The sequence below is a fragment of the Allobosea sp. 10L417 genome (assembly GCF_056395485.1).
The window spans coordinates 184,952-202,324 of record NZ_JBFTJP010000008.1 but is presented as its reverse complement, the minus strand read 5'-3'; the positions used below and the strand labels follow the sequence as shown (position 1 = coordinate 202,324).

Sequence of the window (17,373 nt, the reverse complement as noted above, 5' to 3'; positions counted from 1 at the left end):
GCATGTTAAAGCCGGCTTCGTCCTCTTTTCTGCCGGCCTCTGCGATGAATCCGATCTTCTCCGCCCTTCCGACCACCGTCTTCGAGACGATGTCGCAGCTCGCGCGCGAAACCGGCGCGGTCAATCTCGGCCAGGGCTTTCCGGACGATCCCGGTCCGGAGGATGTGCGGCGCAAGGCCGCGGACGCCGTCTTGGACGGCTGGAACCAATACCCGCCGATGATGGGCCTGCCGGAGCTGCGTCAGGCCGCAGCCACGCATTACAAGCACTGGCAGGGGCTCGATCTCGATCCGAACACCGAGGTGATGGTGACGTCCGGCGCGACCGAGGCGATCGCCGGGGCGCTGATGGCTCTTGTCACGCCCGGCGACGAGGTCGTGCTGTTCGAGCCGATGTACGACGCCTATCTGCCGCTCGTGCGGCGCGCTGGCGGCATCCCGAAATTCGTGACGCTGACGCCGCCGCATTTCGGTCTGACGGAGGAGGCGCTGGCCAAGGCCTTCTCCCCCAAGACGAAGGTCGTGCTGTTCAACAACCCGCTCAACCCGACGGCGACGATCTTCGGCAAGACAGACCTCGATCTCCTCGCCGATTTCTGCGTCCGGCACGACGCCATCGCGATCTGCGACGAGGTCTGGGAACATGTCGTCTTCGACGGGCACCGCCATGCCTCGGTGCTGGGCCGGCCGGATATGCGCGAACGTACCGTCAAGATCTCCTCTGCGGGCAAGATCTTCTCGCTCACGGGCTGGAAGGTCGGGCTCGTCATGGCCGCTCCGGCGATCATGCGGGTCCTTGCCAAGGCGCACCAATACATCACCTTCACCACCCCGCCGAACCTGCAGGCGGCCGTCGCCTATGGGCTGGGCAAGGGCGATGACTATTTCGAGGGTATGCGTGCCGATTTCCAGCGCTCGCGCGACCGCTTCGCCGCCGGCTTGCGCGATCTCGGCTTCGCGGTGCTGCCCAGCGCCGGCACCTATTTCCTGAACGTCGATATCGCCCCGCTCGGCGAGAGCGACGACGCCGATTTCTGCCGCCGCCTCGTCACCGAAAGCGGCGTCGCTGCGATCCCGGTCAGCGCCTTCTACGCCGAAGGAGCGGTCAAGAACGTCGTCCGCTTCTGCTTCGCCAAGCGCGACGCGACGCTCGATGCGGCGCTGGAGAGGCTTGCGACCCGCCGTCCGCGTTGAGGCGGATGTATGTTCGTCAGCCGCCGATCAGCTTGGTCGCGACGGCGCCGGCGGCGACGAGCCGCTTCTGGAGGTCGGCAGCGAGCGAATCCCCGCCTGGCGTGCGCCGCGCCGTCTCCGTCGCCGCCATCAGCTGGGCCAGCGCCTTCTGCGCCAGCTCCTTGTCCTTGTTGCGCCGCGCCAGCTGAAGCATGGCTTCGGCCTGGTTGGCGAAGCTGCGTGCCCAGAGCAACGGCACCTTGTCCTGCCGTCGTTCCTGCAGGGCGGCGGCAAAGGCTGCGATCGCCTCCTCGACGACGACTGGTTCGCTGTAGCGTTCGCCCATGGCGGCGAGCACGCTGCCCATCTGATCCTGCAGCTCAGCCCAGCGCAGCGGCTCGCGGCTGCGCTCCGTCGCCATGGATACGCGGTTGAGGCCGTTGAAGGCGCGCTCCAGCAGCGAAAGATCGCTCCGGCGCCGGCCGAGCGTCGCCCGGGCGCGCGAGATCATATGCTCGGCTTCGAGCCAGCGCGGTTCGTCATCGGCGCGGTTCCAGGCGCTGAGGACGCTGGCGTAGGTGGCTATGGCTTCCTCGAGAAGCTCGTCATCCTTCTGCGCGACCCCGAGCTTGACCGCGATGCGGCCGATGCGCAGCTTGAGCGCTCGCCACAGCGGTGGATCCTCGTCGCGGCTGAGATATTCGGCGCCCGAACGGCAATGGGCGAGCGCGGTCGTAAGGAGTTTCGCCTCTCCGGTGAGCCCCGCAAGGCCCTCGAGAGCAGCAGCCAACGCGTCCTGGGCGCCGGCAAAAGCCACGGTATCCGCCAGACGGTCGAGACCTTCGAGCAAGCGGCGCAATGTTGCGACGGCCCCGTCATAGCCCTCACGCCCGCCGAAATCGTCGCTGATGCGTGCCAGAGCCTTGGCCTGTTCCAGCGCCGCCGCACGGCTGCGCTCGACATCGGCGAGGCCGATCAGGGTGGAGGCCTCGCCGTAGCGGGTTGAAGCCTCCTGATAGCTCTCGGCGGTCGTGCGCAGGAAGCTGAGCGCCGCCCGGTCCGCCCGGTTCTCGCCGATCAGCAGCCGGCGTTCGATCGGCAATGTCGAAAGGTCGGTCGATCCGCCGATGGCATGCAACTCGGCCTGCGCCAGAGCCCTGTCCGCTTCGGCAAGACGCCCGGTGGCCAGGGCGCCGGCGGCCTCACGGCGCAGGCGCTGGATCTCGCCGTCGCCGTGTTCCATCGCCAGGCGCTGGACCAGGGCCTGGAAATCCCCCGCCTTGCGATCGAGCAGGGCCTCAGTGGGAGGTGTCGAACCGGGGCGGCGCAGCCAATCCGCGATCATCGCCGCCAGCGCCACCGGCGGCAGGCCGTGGCGTCCGGCGACGCGCGCCAGAAGCGGGACGATCTCGTCGGGTTGACTGATGTTTGCCTCCCGCTCCGGCTCGGCCTCAAGCATTTTCGCGCGAAGTGGATACCGGTTCGCGTGAAGAAAATGCGACAGCACAAAGAGATAGAGCATTCCGCGCGTCGAAGAACACGGAATGCTCCAAATGCTTATTTCGCGGCGATGACCGCGATCTCGACCGTGAACTGCGGCGCGGCGAGCTTGGCCTCGACGGTGGCGCGGCCCGGGGTCTGGCCGGCAACGACCCATTTGTCCCAGACGGCATTCATCTCGGCGAAGGTCGACATGTCGGAGAGCCAGATGTTGACCATCAGCAGCTTCGACTTGTCGGTGCCGGCCTCGGCCAGGAGCCCGTCGATGATGCCGAGGATGTCGGCGGTCTGCTCGCCCACGCTCTTGCCGGCGGCCTTGTCCGCAACCTGGCCGGCCAGATAGACGGTGTTGCCGTGCACGACGGCCTTGGACATGCGCGGGCCGACGCCGATACGTTGAATGGTCATAATCTGATCTCCTTGAACGGACGCTTCGCTGGTAGCCCGGCCCGGTCGGTTTCGCAAATGATATGCGCCTGACCTTAGGGAAGATGTCGTCAAATCCCCCTGCCGCGGCAGGGGGGTCAGGCGAAGCTCGCCCAGCCCGCCCAGAGCGCCGCGTAGCGCCCGGCCTTGCCGACGAGCACGAGTGCGACGAAGCGGCCAAAGGGATAGTTCAGCGTGCCGGCAGCGAAGGTCAGGGGGTCGCCGACGATCGGCAGCCAGGCCAGCAGCAGCGATGGCCAGCCGAAGCGGGCGAAGAGGCCCTGTGCCTGAGTGAAACGCTTCGGATCGGGCCGCAGGCGGACCGGCAGCCGGTCGACGCCATGGCGCGCGATCAGCCGTCCGAGCCACCAGTTGAGGATCGAGCCGGCCGTGTTCGCCAGGCTCGCGGTCAGGAACAGCGCGAGCGGGTCGACGCTCTTTGCCGCGAGAAGCCCGACGAAGACGGCCTCGGACTGGGCCGGCAGCAAGGTTGCAGCGACGAAGGCCGCGCCCGCCATGGCGGCGAGGGATGCGAGCGGTTCCATGGGGCTCTCGGAGAGGCTGCTACGGCAAGGAGCGCTCGGTGGCTTGAAATGCTTAAAGCCGCCGCAGGGCGACCTGCTGGATGCGGTGGCTCGCGCCCTTGGTCAGGATCAGGCTGGCGCGCTGACGCGTGGGCAGGATGTTCTCTTGCAGGTTCGGTAGATTGATGCCGGTCCAGAGCTTCTCAGCGATCGCGAGCGCCTCTTCCTCGCCGATCTCCGCATATTTGCGGAAGAAGGAGCGGGGATCGCGGAAGGCGGTCTGGCGCAGCGTCATGAAGCGGTTGACGTACCAGCGATGCAGGTCGTTCTCATCGGCGTCGAGATAGACCGAAAAATCGAAATAATCCGAGACGAAGGGGATGGCCGTGCCATCCTTCGGCATCCGGCTCGGCTGCAGCACGTTGAGCCCTTCGAGGATCAGGATGTCCGGCCGCTCGACCGTCACCGTCTCGCCCGGCACGACGTCGTAGACGAGGTGCGAATAGACCGGCGCAGCTACCTGCGGCTTGCCGGCCTTCACATCCGACAGGAAGCGCAGGATCGCCGCCCCGTCATAGCTCTCGGGGAAACCCTTGCGCTGCATCAGACCGCGCCGTTCGAGCTCGGCATTTGGCAAAAGGAAGCCATCGGTGGTGACGAGCTCGACCTTCGGCGTGTTCGGCCAGCGCGAGAGCAGGGCCTTCAGCACGCGTGCGGTCGTCGACTTGCCGACCGCGACCGAGCCGGCGACCCCGATGACATAGGGCACCTTGACCTCGGACTCGGCGATCAGGAAGCGCTGCGTCGCCTTGAACAGCCCCTGCGTCGCCGCGACATAGAGCGAGAGCAGGCGCGACAGCGGCAGATAGATCGCGACGATCTCGTCGAGCGAGATCGGATCGTTGATCGATTGCAGCTTGGTCAGGTCGTCGACCGAGAGCGTCAGCGGAGCATCGGCGCGCAGATGCGCCCATTCGTCGCGCGAGAACAGGCGGTAGGGCGAGACCAGTTCGCGCTCGGGCGCAGGCGTGACGAGACGCTGGTCCATGACGCGGCCCGCAATCCAGGATTCGAGATTCAACGCGGGTCCATCCTCGCGGTACTCAACGGGGCCGGGCCGCCTTTTCCGCCAGTCCGGAGCGGGCGGTGCGGGCCTCAAGCTGGCTCAAGACGTCCCGCAATGCAACATTGCGCGCCTTGAGCACCACCAAAAGATGATACAACACGTCCGCGCTCTCGGCGATCAGCTCGTCGCGATCGCCCTTCACGGCGGCGATCACGGCCTCGACCGCCTCCTCGCCGAACTTCTTGGCGGCCCGTTCCGGCCCCGCCGCAAGCAGCTTGGCGGTCCAGGATTCCTCGGGCGAGGCGCTGGCGCGCTCGGCGATGCGGGTTTCGAGATCGGAGAGCGTGAAGTTGGCCATCAGTCCAGCCTCATCCGAAGCCCGGCTTCCGCCATATGCGCCTTGGCCTGCTGGATCGTATAGGTGCCGAAATGGAAGATCGAGGCTGCCAGCACAGCCGAGGCATGGCCCCTGCTGACTCCGGCGACGAGATCGTCGAGATTCCCAACGCCGCCCGAGGCGATGACAGGGACCGAGACTGCGTCGGCAATCGCACAGGTCAACCCGAGATCGTAACCCGACTTGGTGCCGTCCCTGTCCATCGAGGTGACGAGGAGCTCGCCCGCTCCCAGCGAAACGACTTCGCGCGCAAAGGCGACGGCCTCGATGCCGGTGGCGTTGCGCCCGCCATGGGTGAAGATCTCCCAGCGGCCGGGCGAGACCTGCTTGGCGTCGATCGCGACCGTGATGCACTGGGCGCCGAACTTCTCCGCCGCTTCCTTGACGAACTGGCGGTTGGTGACGGCGGCCGTGTTGATCGAGACCTTGTCGGCGCCGGCGAGCAGCAGCGCGCGGATATCCTCGACCTTGCGCACGCCGCCGCCGACGGTGAGCGGCATGAAGCAGGCTTCCGCCGTGCGCGTCACCACGTCCAGCAGGATGCCGCGATCCTCATGGCTCGCGGTGATGTCGAGGAAGCAGAGCTCGTCGGCGCCGGCCGCGTCATAGGCCTTGGCGGCTTCGACCGGATCGCCGGCATCGACGAGGTCGAGGAACTTGACGCCCTTGACCACACGGCCTTCCTTGACGTCGAGGCAGGGGATGATGCGGGTCTTCAGGGTCATGCCGCGGCTCCCTTCGTCGCGCTCCGAAGCCGCGCCAGCGCCGCCGCCGGGTCGATCCGCCCGTCATAGAGGGCACGGCCGGTGATCGCGCCTTCGAGGATGGCGGCATCATCGGCGCAGAGGCGCTCGATATCGGCCATCGAGGCAAGTCCGCCCGAGGCGATGACCGGGATCGAGACCGCCTTCGCCAGCGCGATCGTGCCTTCCCAGTTGATGCCCTGGAGCATGCCGTCGCGGGCGATGTCAGTGTAGATGATCGCGGCTACGCCGGCATCCTCGAAGCGCCGGCCGAGATCGGCCGCCGCCAATGTCGAGGTTTCAGCCCAGCCTTCCACGGCGACGAAGCCGTCGCGCGCATCGATGCCGACCGCGACCTGTCCCGGAAACGCCTTGGCCGCCTCGCGTACGAAGCCGGGATCGCGCACCGCCGCCGTGCCGATAATGACTCTGGCGATGCCCTTATCGAGCCAGCCGGCGACCGTCTTCATGTCGCGGATGCCGCCGCCGAGCTGCACCGGAAAGGCGACACGCTTCAGGATGGCCTCGACCGCCGCCGCGTTCATCGGCTTGCCGGCAAAGGCGCCGTCGAGATCGACGACATGCAGCCACTGGAAGCCCTGGGCCTCGAAGGCGGCAGCTTGCGCGGCCGGATCGTCGTTGAAGACGGTGGCCTGGGCCATGTCGCCCTGCTTCAGCCGCACGCAGCGGCCTTCCTTCAGGTCGATCGCGGGAAAGAGGATCATGGCTTCCAGCTCAGGAAATTGGCGATGAGCTTCAGCCCCAGCTTCTGGCTCTTCTCGGGGTGGAACTGCGTGCCGGCGACATTGCCATGCGCCACCATCGCGGTAACCGGCCCGCCATGGTCGGTCAGGGCCAGCACGTCCTGCGGGCGCTCCGCCGCCAGCGCGTAGGAGTGGACGAAATAGGCGTGCAGCCCCTGCGGCCCGGTCTCGATGCCATCGAGCAGCTTGTGCTCATCCTGCTTGTGCAGGACGTTCCAGCCCATATGCGGGATCTTGAGGCTGTCGTCGTCCGGCTCGATCAGCGTGACGTCGCCGGGGATCCAGCCGAGCCCCTGGGTGACGGTGTATTCCAGCCCGCGCGACGCCAGCAATTGCATGCCGACGCAGATGCCGAGGAAGGGGCGGCCCTTGGCGCGCACGACCTCTTCCAGCGCCTCGACCATGCCCGGCACGGCATCGAGCCCGCGCCGGCAATCGGCGAAGGCGCCGACGCCCGGCAGCACGATACGGTCGGCCGCGCGCACGATGCCGGTGTCGCTGGTGACGTGGATGGTCGAGGCGATGCCGCTTTCCTGCGCCGCCCGCTCGAAGGCCTTGGCGGCGGAGTGCAGATTGCCCGAGCCGTAATCGATGATGGCGACGCTCTGACTCATCGCCCGCGGGCCTCCGGGAACAGGCCGATGATCGGCAGCGGTCCGCTCGGGCGGACCATCGGGGCAGGAGCGGCAGGCTCTGCACGCGGCGGCGCGGCCTTGCCGGCCAGGCCCCGCTCGAAATAGCGGCGCTCGGCCTCGGGCAGGCTGCGGGCCTCGACCACGTCGGCGACGCGCCAGCCCTTGCGGAGCAGCTTTCGGACGACGAGGTCGTTGCCCTCGACGCCGAGGAACAGCGCGCTCGACCAATAGATCAGCGACAGCGCGCTCGGATGCAGGCCGAAGCGGCTGCGCAGATAGATGAGCCCGGCCACGGCCAGCGCGAACAGCAGGGTCATCAGCCACAGCCTCTTGCCGAGGAGCCAGAGGCCGGTGAGTAGGAAGGCGCCCCAGGAGAAGCTCTCGGGAATGAGGCGCGCCTGCTCGATTTCCTCGCCGCGGCCGCCTGCGGCCGGCGGCGGTGTCAGGACGGTGTAGAATGCCATGGCCGCCTCCTAGAGCATTTTCGAGCGAAGTGGCTACAGGTTCGCGTGAAGAAAATGCGTAGACGAAGAATCAGAGAGCGCCCTTGGTCGAGGGGATGCGGTCGCCCTCGCGCGCATCGACTTCCAGTGCCTGGCGAAGCGCGCGTGCCAGCCCCTTGAAGCAGCTTTCCGCGATATGGTGGGCGTTGTCGCCGTAGAGCGTCTCGACATGCAGCGTGATGCCGGCGTTGATGGCGAAGGCCTGGAAGAATTCGCGCACCAGCTCCGTATCGAAACTGCCGATCTTCTGCGCCTTGAACTCCGTGCGGAACACCAGGAACGGCCGGCCGGAGACGTCGATCGCAACGCGCGTCAGCGTTTCGTCCATCGGCAGGTGGACATCGGCATAGCGGCGGATGCCCTTCTTGGTGCCGAGAGCTTGCTTCAAAGCCTCGCCCATGGCGATGCCGGCATCCTCGACCGAATGGTGGTCGTCGATATGGGTGTCGCCTTTCACCGCGACCTTGAGATCGATCAGAGAATGGCGGGCGAAGAGGTCGAGCATATGGTCGAAGAAGCCGACGCCGGTGGCGATCTCGGCCTTGCCGGTGCCGTCGATCAGAAGCGAGACCGCGATATCGGTCTCGTTGGTGCGGCGCATCACTTCGCCCGAACGCATGCTGGCCTCTCAAGCCTTGGCGGGAACCGGCCCCGCTTTAGCAGGGGCGGGCGGAGATGGCCACTGGCCGCTCCAACAGCCGTCATGCTCGGGCTTGGCCCGAGCATCTCACGTCAGGAGAGGTTCCGAAACCTTATCCTGCTCGCGATTCTCGGGTCGTTGCTTCGCTACGCCCGAGAATGACGGCCAGAGTCAAACCCTCGCCAGCGCCTGCTCCAGATCGGCGATCAGGTCGTCGGCGTGCTCGAGCCCGATCGAAAGGCGGATCATGCCGTCGGTGACGCCCATATCGGCACGGACCTCCGGCGTGAAACGCTGGTGCGTGGTCGTCGCCGGATGGACGATGAGGCTCTTGGCGTCGCCGAGATTGTTGGAGATGCGGATCAGCTTGCAGGCGTTGAGCAGGCGGTAGGCGGCGTCCTTGCCGCCCGGCACCTCGAAGGCGATCAGCGTCGAGGGGCCGCTCATCTGGCGGGCGATGATCTCGGCCTGGGGGTGGCTCTTGTGGCCGCAGAAGATGACCTTGGACGGCTTGGCATGAGCGGCGAGCCAATCCGCGACCTTGGTGGCGTTCTCAGCCTGCTGGCGCACGCGCAGCGGCAGCGTCTCCAGCGCCTTGAGCATCACCCAGGCGTTGAAGGGGGAAATCGCCGGGCCGGTCTGGCGCAGGAAGGTCTGGATATCGCCTTCGATCAGCTCCTTCGAGCCGACGACGAGGCCGCCGAGGCAGCGGCCCTGCCCGTCGATATGCTTGGTCGCCGAGTAGACGACGAGATCGGCGCCGAGCTCGAGCGGGCGCTGGAAGAGCGGGGTCGCGAAGACGTTGTCGACGACGAGCCGGGCGCCGGCTGCCTTGGCGATCTTCGCGACGGCCGCGATGTCGATCACCTCGAGCGTCGGGTTCGACGGCGTTTCGAGGAAGAAGGTTTTGGTGTTCGGCCGGACCGCCTTGCGCCAGGCCTCGATATCGGTGCCGTCGACCAGCGTCGACTCGACGCCGTAGCGCGGCAGATGGTCCTCGACGATGTAGCGACAGGAGCCGAACAGCGCCCGGGCCGCCACGACATGGTCGCCTGCACGCAAGGGCGCCATCACGGCCGCGGTGACGGCAGCCATGCCGGTCGCCGTGGCGCGGCAGGCCTCGGCGCCTTCGAAGGCGGCCATGCGGCCTTCGAGCATCGACACCGTCGGGTTGGAGAAGCGGGCGTACTGGAAACCCGGATCCTTGTTCAGGAAGCGGGCCTCGCATTGCTCGGCGCTGTCGTAGACATGGCCCTGCGTCAGGAACAGCGCCTCGGAGGTCTCGCCGAACTGCGAGCGCATGGTGCCGGCGTGGACGAGGCGGGTTTCAGGATGCAGCTTGGCTGCGGCGTTGTCCGATGCCGACATGGGGAACCTCAGTCCGTTCTTTATAACGGACAACGCCACTAGCACTTCCCCTTCTGTTCGTAAAGAAGAACAGAATTTCCTTTTTTGAAAACCGCTCTCGCGACAAACCTTCTGCGGCTTCAGGTGCAGCGTTCGGTTGGGCGCCCGAGCGGCTTCAGGAAGCCGGTGAGGTCGGCCGTGACATGATGGACATGTCCAGCCTCGACTGCGACCTGTTCCCAGGTCTCGCGGAAGGGATCAGGCGTCTTCGGCACGATCAGCACGGTCTTCATGCCGAGCGCGCTCGGCACGACCAGGTTCTTCTCGATATCCTCGAACATCGCCGCCCGGCCCGGATCGACGGAATGCTTGGCGAGGAAGGTCTCATAGGTCGAACGCTCGGGCTTGGGCGTGAAGCCGGCCTGCACGATGTCGAAGATATCCTCGAAGTGATGGAGGATGCCGAGCTTGCTGGCGACGTTCTCGGCGTGCCCGCGCGAACCGTTGGTCAGGATCAGCTTGCGGCCGGGCAGGGCCGCGATCGCCTCGCCGAGATCGGGATTCGGGTCGAGCAGGGTCAGGTCGATCTGGTGGGCAAAGTCGAGGAAATCGCCGGGATCGACGCCGTGCTCTTCCATCAGCCCCTTCAGCGTCGTGCCATAGTGCTGGTAGTAATATTTCTGCAGCGCGCGCGAAGAGAGCCCATCAAGCCCGAACAGCTCTGCGAGGAACAGGGTGATGCGCTCGTCGACCTGCGGCCAGACCTTGGCCTCATGCGAGTAGAGGGTGTTGTCGAGATCGAAGATCCAGTGATCGACATGCGCGAAGCCCTCTGTCGGAAAGGGCGGTGCCGCGGCAGGTATGTCAGCGAGTATTTTCATAGGACTCCGTGATGTGGCGATCCGGAGTCTGCGCCGCAAGTCCTTGGCCAAGGCTTAATCGCCATAGCGCTTCCCACCGTCATGGTCGAGCTTGACCCGACCATCTCCGAAACCAGTGCTTTCTGGCCACGCGATTTCCCGGGTCGGCGCTTTGCGCCGCCCGAGAATGACGGGCGAAATCAGCGCCGGATGATCGTGCCGGCGCCGGTGTCGGTGAACAGCTCGATCAGCGCCGCATGCGGCACCTTGCCGTCGAGGATGACGACGGCCTCGACGCCCTTCTCCAGGGCGTAGATGCAGGTCTCGATCTTCGGGATCATGCCGCCCGAGATCGTGCCGTCGGCGATCAGGCGGCGGCATTCCTCGACTGTGAGTTCCGGAATCAGCTGCTTGTCCTTGTTGAGCACGCCCGGCACGTCGGTCAGCAGCAGCAGGCGCTTGGCATTCAGCGCGCCCGCAATGGCGCCGGCGAAGGTGTCGGCGTTGACGTTGTAGGTCTGGCCGTCGGCTGCGGCGCAGACCGGCGCCAGCACCGGGATGAGCTCGGCCTTAAGCACAGCGTCGAGCACCGTGGTGTTGACAGCCTCGGGTTCGCCGACGAAGCCGAGATCGAGAACCTCCTCGATCTTGGAATCGGGGTCGACGATCGTGCGGGTCACCTTGCGCGCGGTGACCATGTTGCCGTCCTTGCCGCAGAGCCCGATGGCGCGGCCGCCCTCGCGGGTGATGTAGCCGACGATCTCCTTGTTGACCGAGCCGGCGAGAACCATTTCGACGACCTCGACGGTCGCTTCGTCGGTGACGCGCAGGCCCTGCTTGAACTCGGACTGGATGCCGAGCTTCTTCAGCATCGCCGCGATCTGCGGGCCGCCGCCATGGCAGACCACCGGCTTCAGGCCGGACTGCTCGAGCAGCACGATATCCTCGGCGAAGTCCTCGGCGGTGGCGGCATCGCCCATGGCGTTGCCGCCATACTTGATGACGATGATTTCCTGGTCGTAGCGCTGCATGTGAGGCAGCGCCTGGACGAGCAGCTCGGCGGATTGCGACGGCGTCAGAAGGGGATGGTCGGTCATTCGGGCAGGCTCCGCGCGGCCGCAGGAAGGGTCCGGGCGCGCTTCTACCCGAACTTGCGCGGCGGCGGAAGGACGTCCGGCGCCGGTCAGGCGCGCCCGGTCGTCAACTCCGCCTGGCTGTCACGGCCGCGACGGCGAGGCCGAGCCAGCCGCCGAGCATGAACCAGCCGCCGATCGGCGCCGCGCGCGGGAACAGCGCCTCGTTGGCGAAGCCGCGGCGGGCCAGATCGGCCGCGAACAGCACCGCACCGAAGATGATGGCCGAGAGCGCGAAACGGGCCAGCGCATCCTGCAGATGCCCGCCCTTGCGGGCGGCGGTGGCGCCAATGACGACGGAAGCGTGGAACAGCAGCATCTGCCCGGCAGTCTGGACATTGGCCGTGCCCGTTACGTGGGCGGCAGCCGCTAGCAGCGCGACGCCCGCCAGGCCCATCAGGGCGGCGAAGGTGAGATGGGTCTTTGTCGCGTTCATGCGATTATCACAACCGCTCGGCGAGAACCCGGCCGATCGCGGCGCGCAATTCGGGAATGCCCACTCCCTTTTCGCTGGAGGTCAGCAGCACCTCGGGGAAGGCCGCCGGCCGGCGCTTGATCTCGTCATAGGTCGCCTCGCACATGAACTGCTGGTCGCCCGGCTTCAACGCATCGCCCTTGGTGAGCACCACCTGATAGGACACGGCGGCCTTGTCGAGCGTCTCCAGCACGGCGCCGTCGACATCCTTGATGCCATGGCGCGCGTCGATCAGCACGTAGACGCGCATAAGGTTCGAGCGGCCGCGCAGATAATCGTGGATCAGCCTGGTCCAGGCCGCGACCTTCTCCTTGCCGACGGCGGCATAGCCATAGCCGGGCATGTCGACGATGGTCAGCCGCTCGTCATGGTCGACCTGGCGGAAGAAGTTGAGCTGCTGCGTCCGGCCCGGCGTATGCGACGTCCGTGCCAGGGCGTTGCGCCGCGTCAGCGCGTTGATCAGGCTGGACTTGCCGACATTGGAGCGGCCGGCGAAGGCAATCTCCTGCCCGACCATCGGCGGCAGATCGTCGATCTTGGTCGAGGCCCAGACGAAATCCCACGGCCCCTCGAAGAGTTTGCGGGCGGCTTCGATCTCTTCGGCGTCATAGGGCTTGGTCGTGGAGGTGGTCATGGCTTCCGCTCTTTCGAAATCAGAAGCCCTCATCCTGAGGAGCCGCGCAAGCAGCGTCCCGAAGGATGCTCCCGCGCGTACCGGAACATCCTTCGAGACGCAGCCTGAGGGCTGCTCCTCAGGATGAGGGCTGAGGATGGCTCGCTCTTACACGGCTGCGCGCAGCGCGTCGATGTCGGCGCCCTGGATCGCGTCGATATGGCGCGCGATCCTGTCCGCCTCCCAGTCCCACCAGCGGGTCGCCAGCAGTTCCGCCACGATCTCGGGCGCAAAGCGCATCTTCACGACCCGGCCAGGATTGCCGGCGACGACCGCATAGGGCGGCACGTCCTTCGTGACCTGCGCCCGCGTGCCGATGATCGCGCCGTCGCCGATCCTGACGCCGGGCATGATCACCGCCTCGCGCCCGATCCAGACATCGTTTCCGATGACCATATCGCCGCGATTGTTCGGGCCGGGGCGCTTGAGCGCCTCGGGATCGCCGAGGCCGAACATCTGGAAGGGGAAGGTCGAGAAGCCGCCGATCGGATGATTGGCGCCGTTCATGATGAACTGCGCCGCCTGCGCGATGGCGACGAATTTTCCGATGATCAGCCGGTCGCCGATGAAGTCGAAATGATAGCGCACGCAGCGGGCGACGAAATGCTCGGGCCCGCGCGAGTCGTCGTAATAGCTGTAGTCGCCGACCTCGATCAGCGGATGATCGACGACCGCCTTCAGGAAGGCGGTGCCCTTCCAGCCGGGGATGGGATGGCGCGTCTGCGGATCGGGAAGCGGCATCGCGGGAAGGCCTTGGCCTGAAAAGGCGAAGGGCGGGAAGACCCGCCCTTCGATCACTCACTTCTTGTTGGTGTTGGCCGGCTTTGGCGGCGCCGGTGCGGCGGGCGCTGCAGCCGGCTTCTTGCCGAACATGCCCTTGATGTTGTCGAACAATTCGATCTTCACCCCGTTCTTGCGCATGATGAAGCCCTGCTGGGTCACCGAGAGCAGGTTGTTCCAGCTCCAGTAGATCACCAGGCCAGCCGGGAACGAGCCGAGCAGGAAGGTGAAGAACACCGGCATCCAGGTGAACATCATCTTCTGCACCGGGTCCGGCGGCTCCGGGTTCATCTTCATCTGGATGAACATCGTGATGCCCATGATGATCGGCCAGATGCCGAGATGCAGATAGCTCGTCATGGCCGCGGGCAGGAAGAAGAAGATGTTCGTCGGATCGGGCGCGGCGAGATCGTGGATCCAGCCGAAGAACGGCGCGTGCCGCATCTCGATGGTGATGAACAGGATCTTGTAGAGCGCGAAGAACACCGGGATCTGCAGCAGCACCGGCCAGCAGCCGGCCACCGGGTTGATCTTCTGCGTCTTGTAAAGCTCCATCAGCGCTTGCTGCTGCTTCATCTTGTCGTCGGCGTAGCGCTCGCGGATCGCCGTCATTTCCGGCTGCAGCGCCTTCATCTTCGCCATCGAGGCGTAGGACTTGTTGGCGAGCGGGAAGAACAGCGCCTTGAGCAGCACCGTGACGATCAGGATCGCGACGCCGAAATTGCCGACATGCTTGTAGATCCAGTCGAGCAGCAGGAACATCGGCTTGGTAATGAAATAGAACCAGCCCCAGTCGATCAGCAGGTCGAAGCGCGTGATCTGAAGATCGCGCTCATAGCCATTGATCGCCGCGACTTCCTTTGCACCGGCGAAAAGCTTCGACTGCGACGCAGCACTCGCGCCCGGCGCCACCGCCACGGCTTCGCCGAGGAAGTCGGCCTGGTAGGTGCGCTCCGAACCGGTCTGGACCGAAGAAAAACGGCCTTCGAACTTGCGCTTCTGGTCGGGGATGACGGTCGCCGCCCAATATTTGTCGGTGATACCGACCCAGCCGCCGACAGCATCCTTCCAGTTCCGGCCGACGGTTCCGGGCGACAGCGCCGGCTCTTTATCGAGCTTATCGTAGGTCCATTCCTGCAGGCCGTGGTCGCCAACATAGCCGACGAGGCCTTCGTGGAGAACGTAATAGCCCAGCGTGTGCGGTCGGCCCTGACGGACGACCTGGCCGTACGGGAAGAGCGTGACCGCGGTGGCGCCCTTGTTCTCGACCTCGTCTTGGATCGTGAACATAGCGTTGTTGTCGACGCTGATAATGCGCTTGAAAATCAGGCCCTGGCCGTTGTCCCAGCTCAGCGTGACCGGCGTGGTCTGCGTCAGGGTCTGGTTATCCGCAGTCCAAACGGTTTTTGCGTTGGGCACCGCTACCGAGCTGCCGGGCGCTGCGACCCAACCGAAATCCGAATAATAGGCGTTGGGGCCGCCGGCGGGCGAAAGCAGGACGATGATCGGGCTGTTGGGATCTACCGTCTCGCGGAATGCCTTGAGCGAGACGTCGTCCACGCGAGCGCCAGTGAGCGAGATCGAGCCAGCGATCCGGGGCGTGTCGATCTTGACGCGCGGGCTGGCGGCCAGTGCCTGCTCGCGCGTGCCGACGGCCTGCGTCGCGGGAGCGCCGGGCGCGGCGGAGCCGCCGGGCTGGCCCGGCGTGGCGGGCGTCGGGGTCGAGCCGGAAGCTGCGGGCGCCTGCTGGCTCTGGGCCTGCTGGTTCTGCCGCGCGGCCTCCTGCTGCTTCTCCATCTGCGGCTTGGCATAGAAGAATTGCCAGCCGAGCAGGATGACTACGGACATGACGATCGCGAGAAGCAGATTGCGGTTGTCTTCTTTCATCATGATCGGAAACGAATCTCGCTTGGTCCGGCAGGGGGCGGCGTGTCTGGTCAGCCTCGCGGCGCCACATCGCGCTTCATGCGCGAGCGGTGCCGGTCAGCATGCGGCTTTTGAGGCTTCGCCCGGTCGATGGCAATGGACAGATCGGCCACGAGTGCGTGAAAATCTGCCTTCAGCACTTCGGAGCGGGCAACGACCACGATGTCGCAGGGCTTCGCGGTCTGGTCACGCAGCGCCTTGGCGGCGGCTGCGCGCAGGCGGCGGCGGATGCGGTTGCGCTTCACGGCATTGCCGGTCTTGCGCGAGGCGGTGAGCCCGAGCCTGAGCCCGTCCCGCTCTTCCTCGGGCATGCAGTCGCGCACCTGTGCCATGAAGGCAGGCGAACGAAAACGGCGGCCGTGGTCGGCCGCCGCCAGGAATTCTTTGCGTTGCGTCAGACGGGCGAGGCGCATGGCGGTTGGCCAGTCTTCCGGAACGGGCGCGCTATGGTCACGCGCCAGTGCTTGTCAGGCCGACAGGCGCTTGCGGCCGTGCGCGCGGCGAGCAGCGATGACCTTGCGGCCACCCTTGGTCGCCATGCGGGCGCGATAGCCGTGGCGGCGCTTGCGAACCAGCTTGCTGGGTTGATAGGTTCTCTTCACGGTCCGTCTCCGGGGCCTTTATGAGCACGACGGCCGCGGCTTTCCGGGGAAAGCATGGCCAACCGAGCCTGTCATGCGATAAGGGTCGGCGCGGCCTTTCGGCTGCGCAGGTGGCGGGCTTATGACGGATGGACGACACCGAGTCAATGCCGAATGATCCGCGAAGCCGCCATCGGCGGGGAAGCTCTGCGCAGCATTCAGCGCGGCCGGCGCTTCGTGCCCTGGCGGACGTTGAAGGCCAGAACCAGGATGGAGCCGCCCGTCAGAGCCGCGGCCACGCCGGCCGGGCTGGCGTGCAGGCCGAAAGCGAGGCAGGCGCATAGCCCGACCAGTACAAGGATGGCGAGGGCGAGCCGTTCGTCATCGATGAACAGAGCGGCAATTTCGCGCAGGATCATGCCGATCGTCTTCATGCTGCAGTCTCCATGGAGTTCCGGCGAAAGGTTGCGGCGAGGGTGAGTCCGCTCGCCAGCAGGAGTGCCGCCAGCGCCGGGATTGCGAAGTCGCCGCCGGGCCAATCGACGCCCAGCCCTTCGCCCGTCCAGTAGATGCCGAAGGCCGATATCATCACGCCGACGGCGAATTTCAGGGTGTTCTCGGGAACGCTGGCGAGTGGCTTGCGCAGGACGAGGCCGAGCGCCAGCACGAGCGCGCAGGCTGCGAGCGCCCCGAGGCTGGCGGGCCAGAGCAGGCCCCGGCCGGCGCCGACGGCGAGCACGATGAAGACGACCTCGATGCCTTCGAGCATCACGGCTTTGAAGGCGGTGAGCCCCGCTATCCAGTCGTGATGACCTGCCGTTCCGGCATCGCCGGCCTGCAAGGCCCCGGTTTCCTTGATGAAGGCTGCCTCCTCGTCATGGAGAGCGATGAAGCCCGCGGCCCGGAGGATGGCTTTTCGGAGCCAGCGCAGGCCGAACATCAGGAGCAGAATGCCGATGGTAAGCTGCAGGGCTTGCAGTGGCACCCGTGTCAGGGCCGAGCCGAGCAGCAGCACCAGCAATGCGAGCACGGCCAGCGCGCAGCCCGTGCCGATGAGCGCCGGCCGCCAGCCGCGGACGGTCCCGACTGCGAGGACGATGGTGAAGGCTTCGACGACCTCGACCAGCGAGGCGAGGAAGGCGGCGGAAAGCGCTGGAGCGGCCATGGTCCACGTCATGAGCGACCTCTTGTGAATGGTCTCGCCGGTAGGTGACAATGGCGGCTTCTG

The 17,373-nt window shown here is 66.1% G+C and carries 22 protein-coding genes; 1 reads left to right on the top strand and 21 read right to left on the bottom strand.

Translation table 11 applies throughout. From position 1 onward, the window contains the following. Nucleotides 1–44: 44 nt before the first annotated feature. A complete protein-coding gene (locus AC1DE3_RS20055) occupies nucleotides 45–1,193 on the top strand; it encodes an aminotransferase (RefSeq protein ID WP_476780168.1) in 1,149 nt (382 codons plus the stop codon). A 16-nt stretch (nucleotides 1,194–1,209) separates the two neighbouring features. On the opposite strand, the gene AC1DE3_RS20050 is transcribed toward AC1DE3_RS20055, so the two are convergent. The 21 genes from AC1DE3_RS20050 to AC1DE3_RS19950 form a co-directional block, all read right to left on the bottom strand. Beyond that, entirely contained in the window at nucleotides 1,210–2,631 is a 1,422-nt protein-coding gene (locus AC1DE3_RS20050) for a coiled-coil domain-containing protein (protein WP_476852689.1), read from the bottom strand. Nucleotides 2,632–2,729: 98 nt separating this feature from the next. Next, nucleotides 2,730–3,080: a RidA family protein gene (locus AC1DE3_RS20045; protein ID WP_441510033.1), complete on the bottom strand. Its 351-nt coding sequence runs from the start codon at nucleotides 3,078–3,080 to the stop codon at nucleotides 2,730–2,732. Nucleotides 3,081–3,196: 116 nt separating this feature from the next. Then, complete coding sequence (locus tag AC1DE3_RS20040) at nucleotides 3,197–3,643, bottom strand: YqaA family protein (protein ID WP_476780166.1); 447 nt, start codon at nucleotides 3,641–3,643, stop codon at nucleotides 3,197–3,199. Between the two features lie 52 nt (nucleotides 3,644–3,695). Then, nucleotides 3,696–4,670, bottom strand: a complete 975-nt coding sequence (gene coaA / locus AC1DE3_RS20035; RefSeq protein ID WP_476780211.1) for a type I pantothenate kinase — start codon at nucleotides 4,668–4,670, stop codon at nucleotides 3,696–3,698. A 55-nt stretch (nucleotides 4,671–4,725) separates the two neighbouring features. Continuing rightward, the gene (locus AC1DE3_RS20030) at nucleotides 4,726–5,046 is read right to left on the bottom strand and encodes a phosphoribosyl-ATP diphosphatase (protein ID WP_476780165.1); all 321 of its coding nucleotides are present in this window, start codon (nucleotides 5,044–5,046) and stop codon (nucleotides 4,726–4,728) included. After that, nucleotides 5,046–5,810 carry an imidazole glycerol phosphate synthase subunit HisF gene (gene hisF / locus AC1DE3_RS20025; protein ID WP_441510030.1) on the bottom strand — a complete coding sequence of 255 codons (765 nt, stop codon included), beginning with the start codon at nucleotides 5,808–5,810 and terminating at the stop codon, nucleotides 5,046–5,048. The genes AC1DE3_RS20030 and hisF overlap by 1 nt, the downstream gene beginning before the upstream one ends. Next, a complete protein-coding gene (gene hisA, locus AC1DE3_RS20020; RefSeq protein WP_476780210.1) occupies nucleotides 5,807–6,562 on the bottom strand; it encodes a 1-(5-phosphoribosyl)-5-[(5-phosphoribosylamino)methylideneamino]imidazole-4-carboxamide isomerase in 756 nt (251 codons plus the stop codon). The genes hisF and hisA overlap by 4 nt, the downstream gene beginning before the upstream one ends. Then, entirely contained in the window at nucleotides 6,550–7,206 is a 657-nt protein-coding gene (hisH, locus tag AC1DE3_RS20015) for an imidazole glycerol phosphate synthase subunit HisH (RefSeq protein ID WP_476780164.1), read from the bottom strand. The genes hisA and hisH overlap by 13 nt, the downstream gene beginning before the upstream one ends. Next, nucleotides 7,203–7,691: a DUF2628 domain-containing protein gene (locus AC1DE3_RS20010; protein ID WP_476780163.1), complete on the bottom strand. Its 489-nt coding sequence runs from the start codon at nucleotides 7,689–7,691 to the stop codon at nucleotides 7,203–7,205. Before AC1DE3_RS20010 ends, hisH begins: the two co-directional genes overlap by 4 nt. 70 nt (nucleotides 7,692–7,761) lie before the next feature. Continuing rightward, a complete protein-coding gene (hisB, locus tag AC1DE3_RS20005; RefSeq protein WP_476780162.1) occupies nucleotides 7,762–8,349 on the bottom strand; it encodes an imidazoleglycerol-phosphate dehydratase HisB in 588 nt (195 codons plus the stop codon). A 192-nt stretch (nucleotides 8,350–8,541) separates the two neighbouring features. Beyond that, nucleotides 8,542–9,738 carry an O-succinylhomoserine sulfhydrylase gene (locus AC1DE3_RS20000; protein ID WP_476780161.1) on the bottom strand — a complete coding sequence of 399 codons (1,197 nt, stop codon included), beginning with the start codon at nucleotides 9,736–9,738 and terminating at the stop codon, nucleotides 8,542–8,544. Nucleotides 9,739–9,857: 119 nt separating this feature from the next. After that, complete coding sequence (locus AC1DE3_RS19995) at nucleotides 9,858–10,598, bottom strand: pyrimidine 5'-nucleotidase (RefSeq protein WP_476780160.1); 741 nt, start codon at nucleotides 10,596–10,598, stop codon at nucleotides 9,858–9,860. Between the two features lie 179 nt (nucleotides 10,599–10,777). After that, nucleotides 10,778–11,674: an acetylglutamate kinase gene (gene argB, locus AC1DE3_RS19990; protein WP_476780159.1), complete on the bottom strand. Its 897-nt coding sequence runs from the start codon at nucleotides 11,672–11,674 to the stop codon at nucleotides 10,778–10,780. A gap of 103 nt (nucleotides 11,675–11,777) precedes the next feature. Beyond that, nucleotides 11,778–12,146, bottom strand: a complete 369-nt coding sequence (locus AC1DE3_RS19985) for a DUF423 domain-containing protein (RefSeq protein WP_476780158.1) — start codon at nucleotides 12,144–12,146, stop codon at nucleotides 11,778–11,780. 7 nt (nucleotides 12,147–12,153) lie between these two features. After that, nucleotides 12,154–12,819 carry a ribosome biogenesis GTP-binding protein YihA/YsxC gene (gene yihA / locus AC1DE3_RS19980; protein ID WP_476780157.1) on the bottom strand — a complete coding sequence of 222 codons (666 nt, stop codon included), beginning with the start codon at nucleotides 12,817–12,819 and terminating at the stop codon, nucleotides 12,154–12,156. Between the two features lie 147 nt (nucleotides 12,820–12,966). Further along, on the bottom strand, nucleotides 12,967–13,599 hold the full coding sequence (locus AC1DE3_RS19975; RefSeq protein ID WP_441510122.1) for a CatB-related O-acetyltransferase: 633 nt from the start codon (nucleotides 13,597–13,599) through the stop codon (nucleotides 12,967–12,969). A 57-nt stretch (nucleotides 13,600–13,656) separates the two neighbouring features. Continuing rightward, nucleotides 13,657–15,525, bottom strand: a complete 1,869-nt coding sequence (gene yidC, locus AC1DE3_RS19970; RefSeq protein WP_476780209.1) for a membrane protein insertase YidC — start codon at nucleotides 15,523–15,525, stop codon at nucleotides 13,657–13,659. 50 nt (nucleotides 15,526–15,575) lie between these two features. Then, entirely contained in the window at nucleotides 15,576–15,977 is a 402-nt protein-coding gene (gene rnpA / locus AC1DE3_RS19965) for a ribonuclease P protein component (protein ID WP_476780156.1), read from the bottom strand. A 54-nt stretch (nucleotides 15,978–16,031) separates the two neighbouring features. Further along, nucleotides 16,032–16,166, bottom strand: coding sequence for a 50S ribosomal protein L34 (gene rpmH / locus AC1DE3_RS19960; protein WP_038364779.1), 135 nt, complete (start codon nucleotides 16,164–16,166; stop codon nucleotides 16,032–16,034). Nucleotides 16,167–16,363: 197 nt separating this feature from the next. Further along, nucleotides 16,364–16,579, bottom strand: a complete 216-nt coding sequence (locus AC1DE3_RS19955) for a hypothetical protein (RefSeq protein ID WP_476780155.1) — start codon at nucleotides 16,577–16,579, stop codon at nucleotides 16,364–16,366. After that, nucleotides 16,576–17,322: a COG4280 domain-containing protein gene (locus AC1DE3_RS19950; RefSeq protein ID WP_476780154.1), complete on the bottom strand. Its 747-nt coding sequence runs from the start codon at nucleotides 17,320–17,322 to the stop codon at nucleotides 16,576–16,578. The genes AC1DE3_RS19955 and AC1DE3_RS19950 overlap by 4 nt, the downstream gene beginning before the upstream one ends. Nucleotides 17,323–17,373: the final 51 nt, after the last annotated feature.

Excerpts from the sequence above, each read along its gene's own strand:
- argB (WP_476780159.1), bottom strand. The coding sequence starts at position 11,674 with ATGACCGACCATCCCCTTCTGACGCCGTCGCAATCCGCCGAGCTGCTC.
- AC1DE3_RS19955 (WP_476780155.1), bottom strand. The coding sequence starts at position 16,579 with ATGAAGACGATCGGCATGATCCTGCGCGAAATTGCCGCTCTGTTCATC.
- AC1DE3_RS19975 (WP_441510122.1), bottom strand. The coding sequence starts at position 13,599 with ATGCCGCTTCCCGATCCGCAGACGCGCCATCCCATCCCCGGCTGGAAG.
- AC1DE3_RS20055 (WP_476780168.1), top strand. The coding sequence starts at position 45 with ATGAATCCGATCTTCTCCGCCCTTCCGACCACCGTCTTCGAGACGATG.
- AC1DE3_RS20045 (WP_441510033.1), bottom strand. The coding sequence starts at position 3,080 with ATGACCATTCAACGTATCGGCGTCGGCCCGCGCATGTCCAAGGCCGTC.
- coaA (WP_476780211.1), bottom strand. The coding sequence starts at position 4,670 with ATGGACCAGCGTCTCGTCACGCCTGCGCCCGAGCGCGAACTGGTCTCG.
- yidC (WP_476780209.1), bottom strand. The coding sequence starts at position 15,525 with ATGAAAGAAGACAACCGCAATCTGCTTCTCGCGATCGTCATGTCCGTA.
- hisB (WP_476780162.1), bottom strand. The coding sequence starts at position 8,349 with ATGCGTTCGGGCGAAGTGATGCGCCGCACCAACGAGACCGATATCGCG.
- rnpA (WP_476780156.1), bottom strand. The coding sequence starts at position 15,977 with ATGCGCCTCGCCCGTCTGACGCAACGCAAAGAATTCCTGGCGGCGGCC.
- yihA (WP_476780157.1), bottom strand. The coding sequence starts at position 12,819 with ATGACCACCTCCACGACCAAGCCCTATGACGCCGAAGAGATCGAAGCC.
- AC1DE3_RS19950 (WP_476780154.1), bottom strand. The coding sequence starts at position 17,322 with ATGACGTGGACCATGGCCGCTCCAGCGCTTTCCGCCGCCTTCCTCGCC.
- AC1DE3_RS20000 (WP_476780161.1), bottom strand. The coding sequence starts at position 9,738 with ATGTCGGCATCGGACAACGCCGCAGCCAAGCTGCATCCTGAAACCCGC.
- AC1DE3_RS20010 (WP_476780163.1), bottom strand. The coding sequence starts at position 7,691 with ATGGCATTCTACACCGTCCTGACACCGCCGCCGGCCGCAGGCGGCCGC.
- hisH (WP_476780164.1), bottom strand. The coding sequence starts at position 7,206 with ATGAGTCAGAGCGTCGCCATCATCGATTACGGCTCGGGCAATCTGCAC.
- AC1DE3_RS20040 (WP_476780166.1), bottom strand. The coding sequence starts at position 3,643 with ATGGAACCGCTCGCATCCCTCGCCGCCATGGCGGGCGCGGCCTTCGTC.
- AC1DE3_RS19985 (WP_476780158.1), bottom strand. The coding sequence starts at position 12,146 with ATGAACGCGACAAAGACCCATCTCACCTTCGCCGCCCTGATGGGCCTG.
- hisF (WP_441510030.1), bottom strand. The coding sequence starts at position 5,810 with ATGACCCTGAAGACCCGCATCATCCCCTGCCTCGACGTCAAGGAAGGC.
- AC1DE3_RS19995 (WP_476780160.1), bottom strand. The coding sequence starts at position 10,598 with ATGAAAATACTCGCTGACATACCTGCCGCGGCACCGCCCTTTCCGACA.
- AC1DE3_RS20030 (WP_476780165.1), bottom strand. The coding sequence starts at position 5,046 with ATGGCCAACTTCACGCTCTCCGATCTCGAAACCCGCATCGCCGAGCGC.
- AC1DE3_RS20050 (WP_476852689.1), bottom strand. The coding sequence starts at position 2,631 with ATGCTTGAGGCCGAGCCGGAGCGGGAGGCAAACATCAGTCAACCCGAC.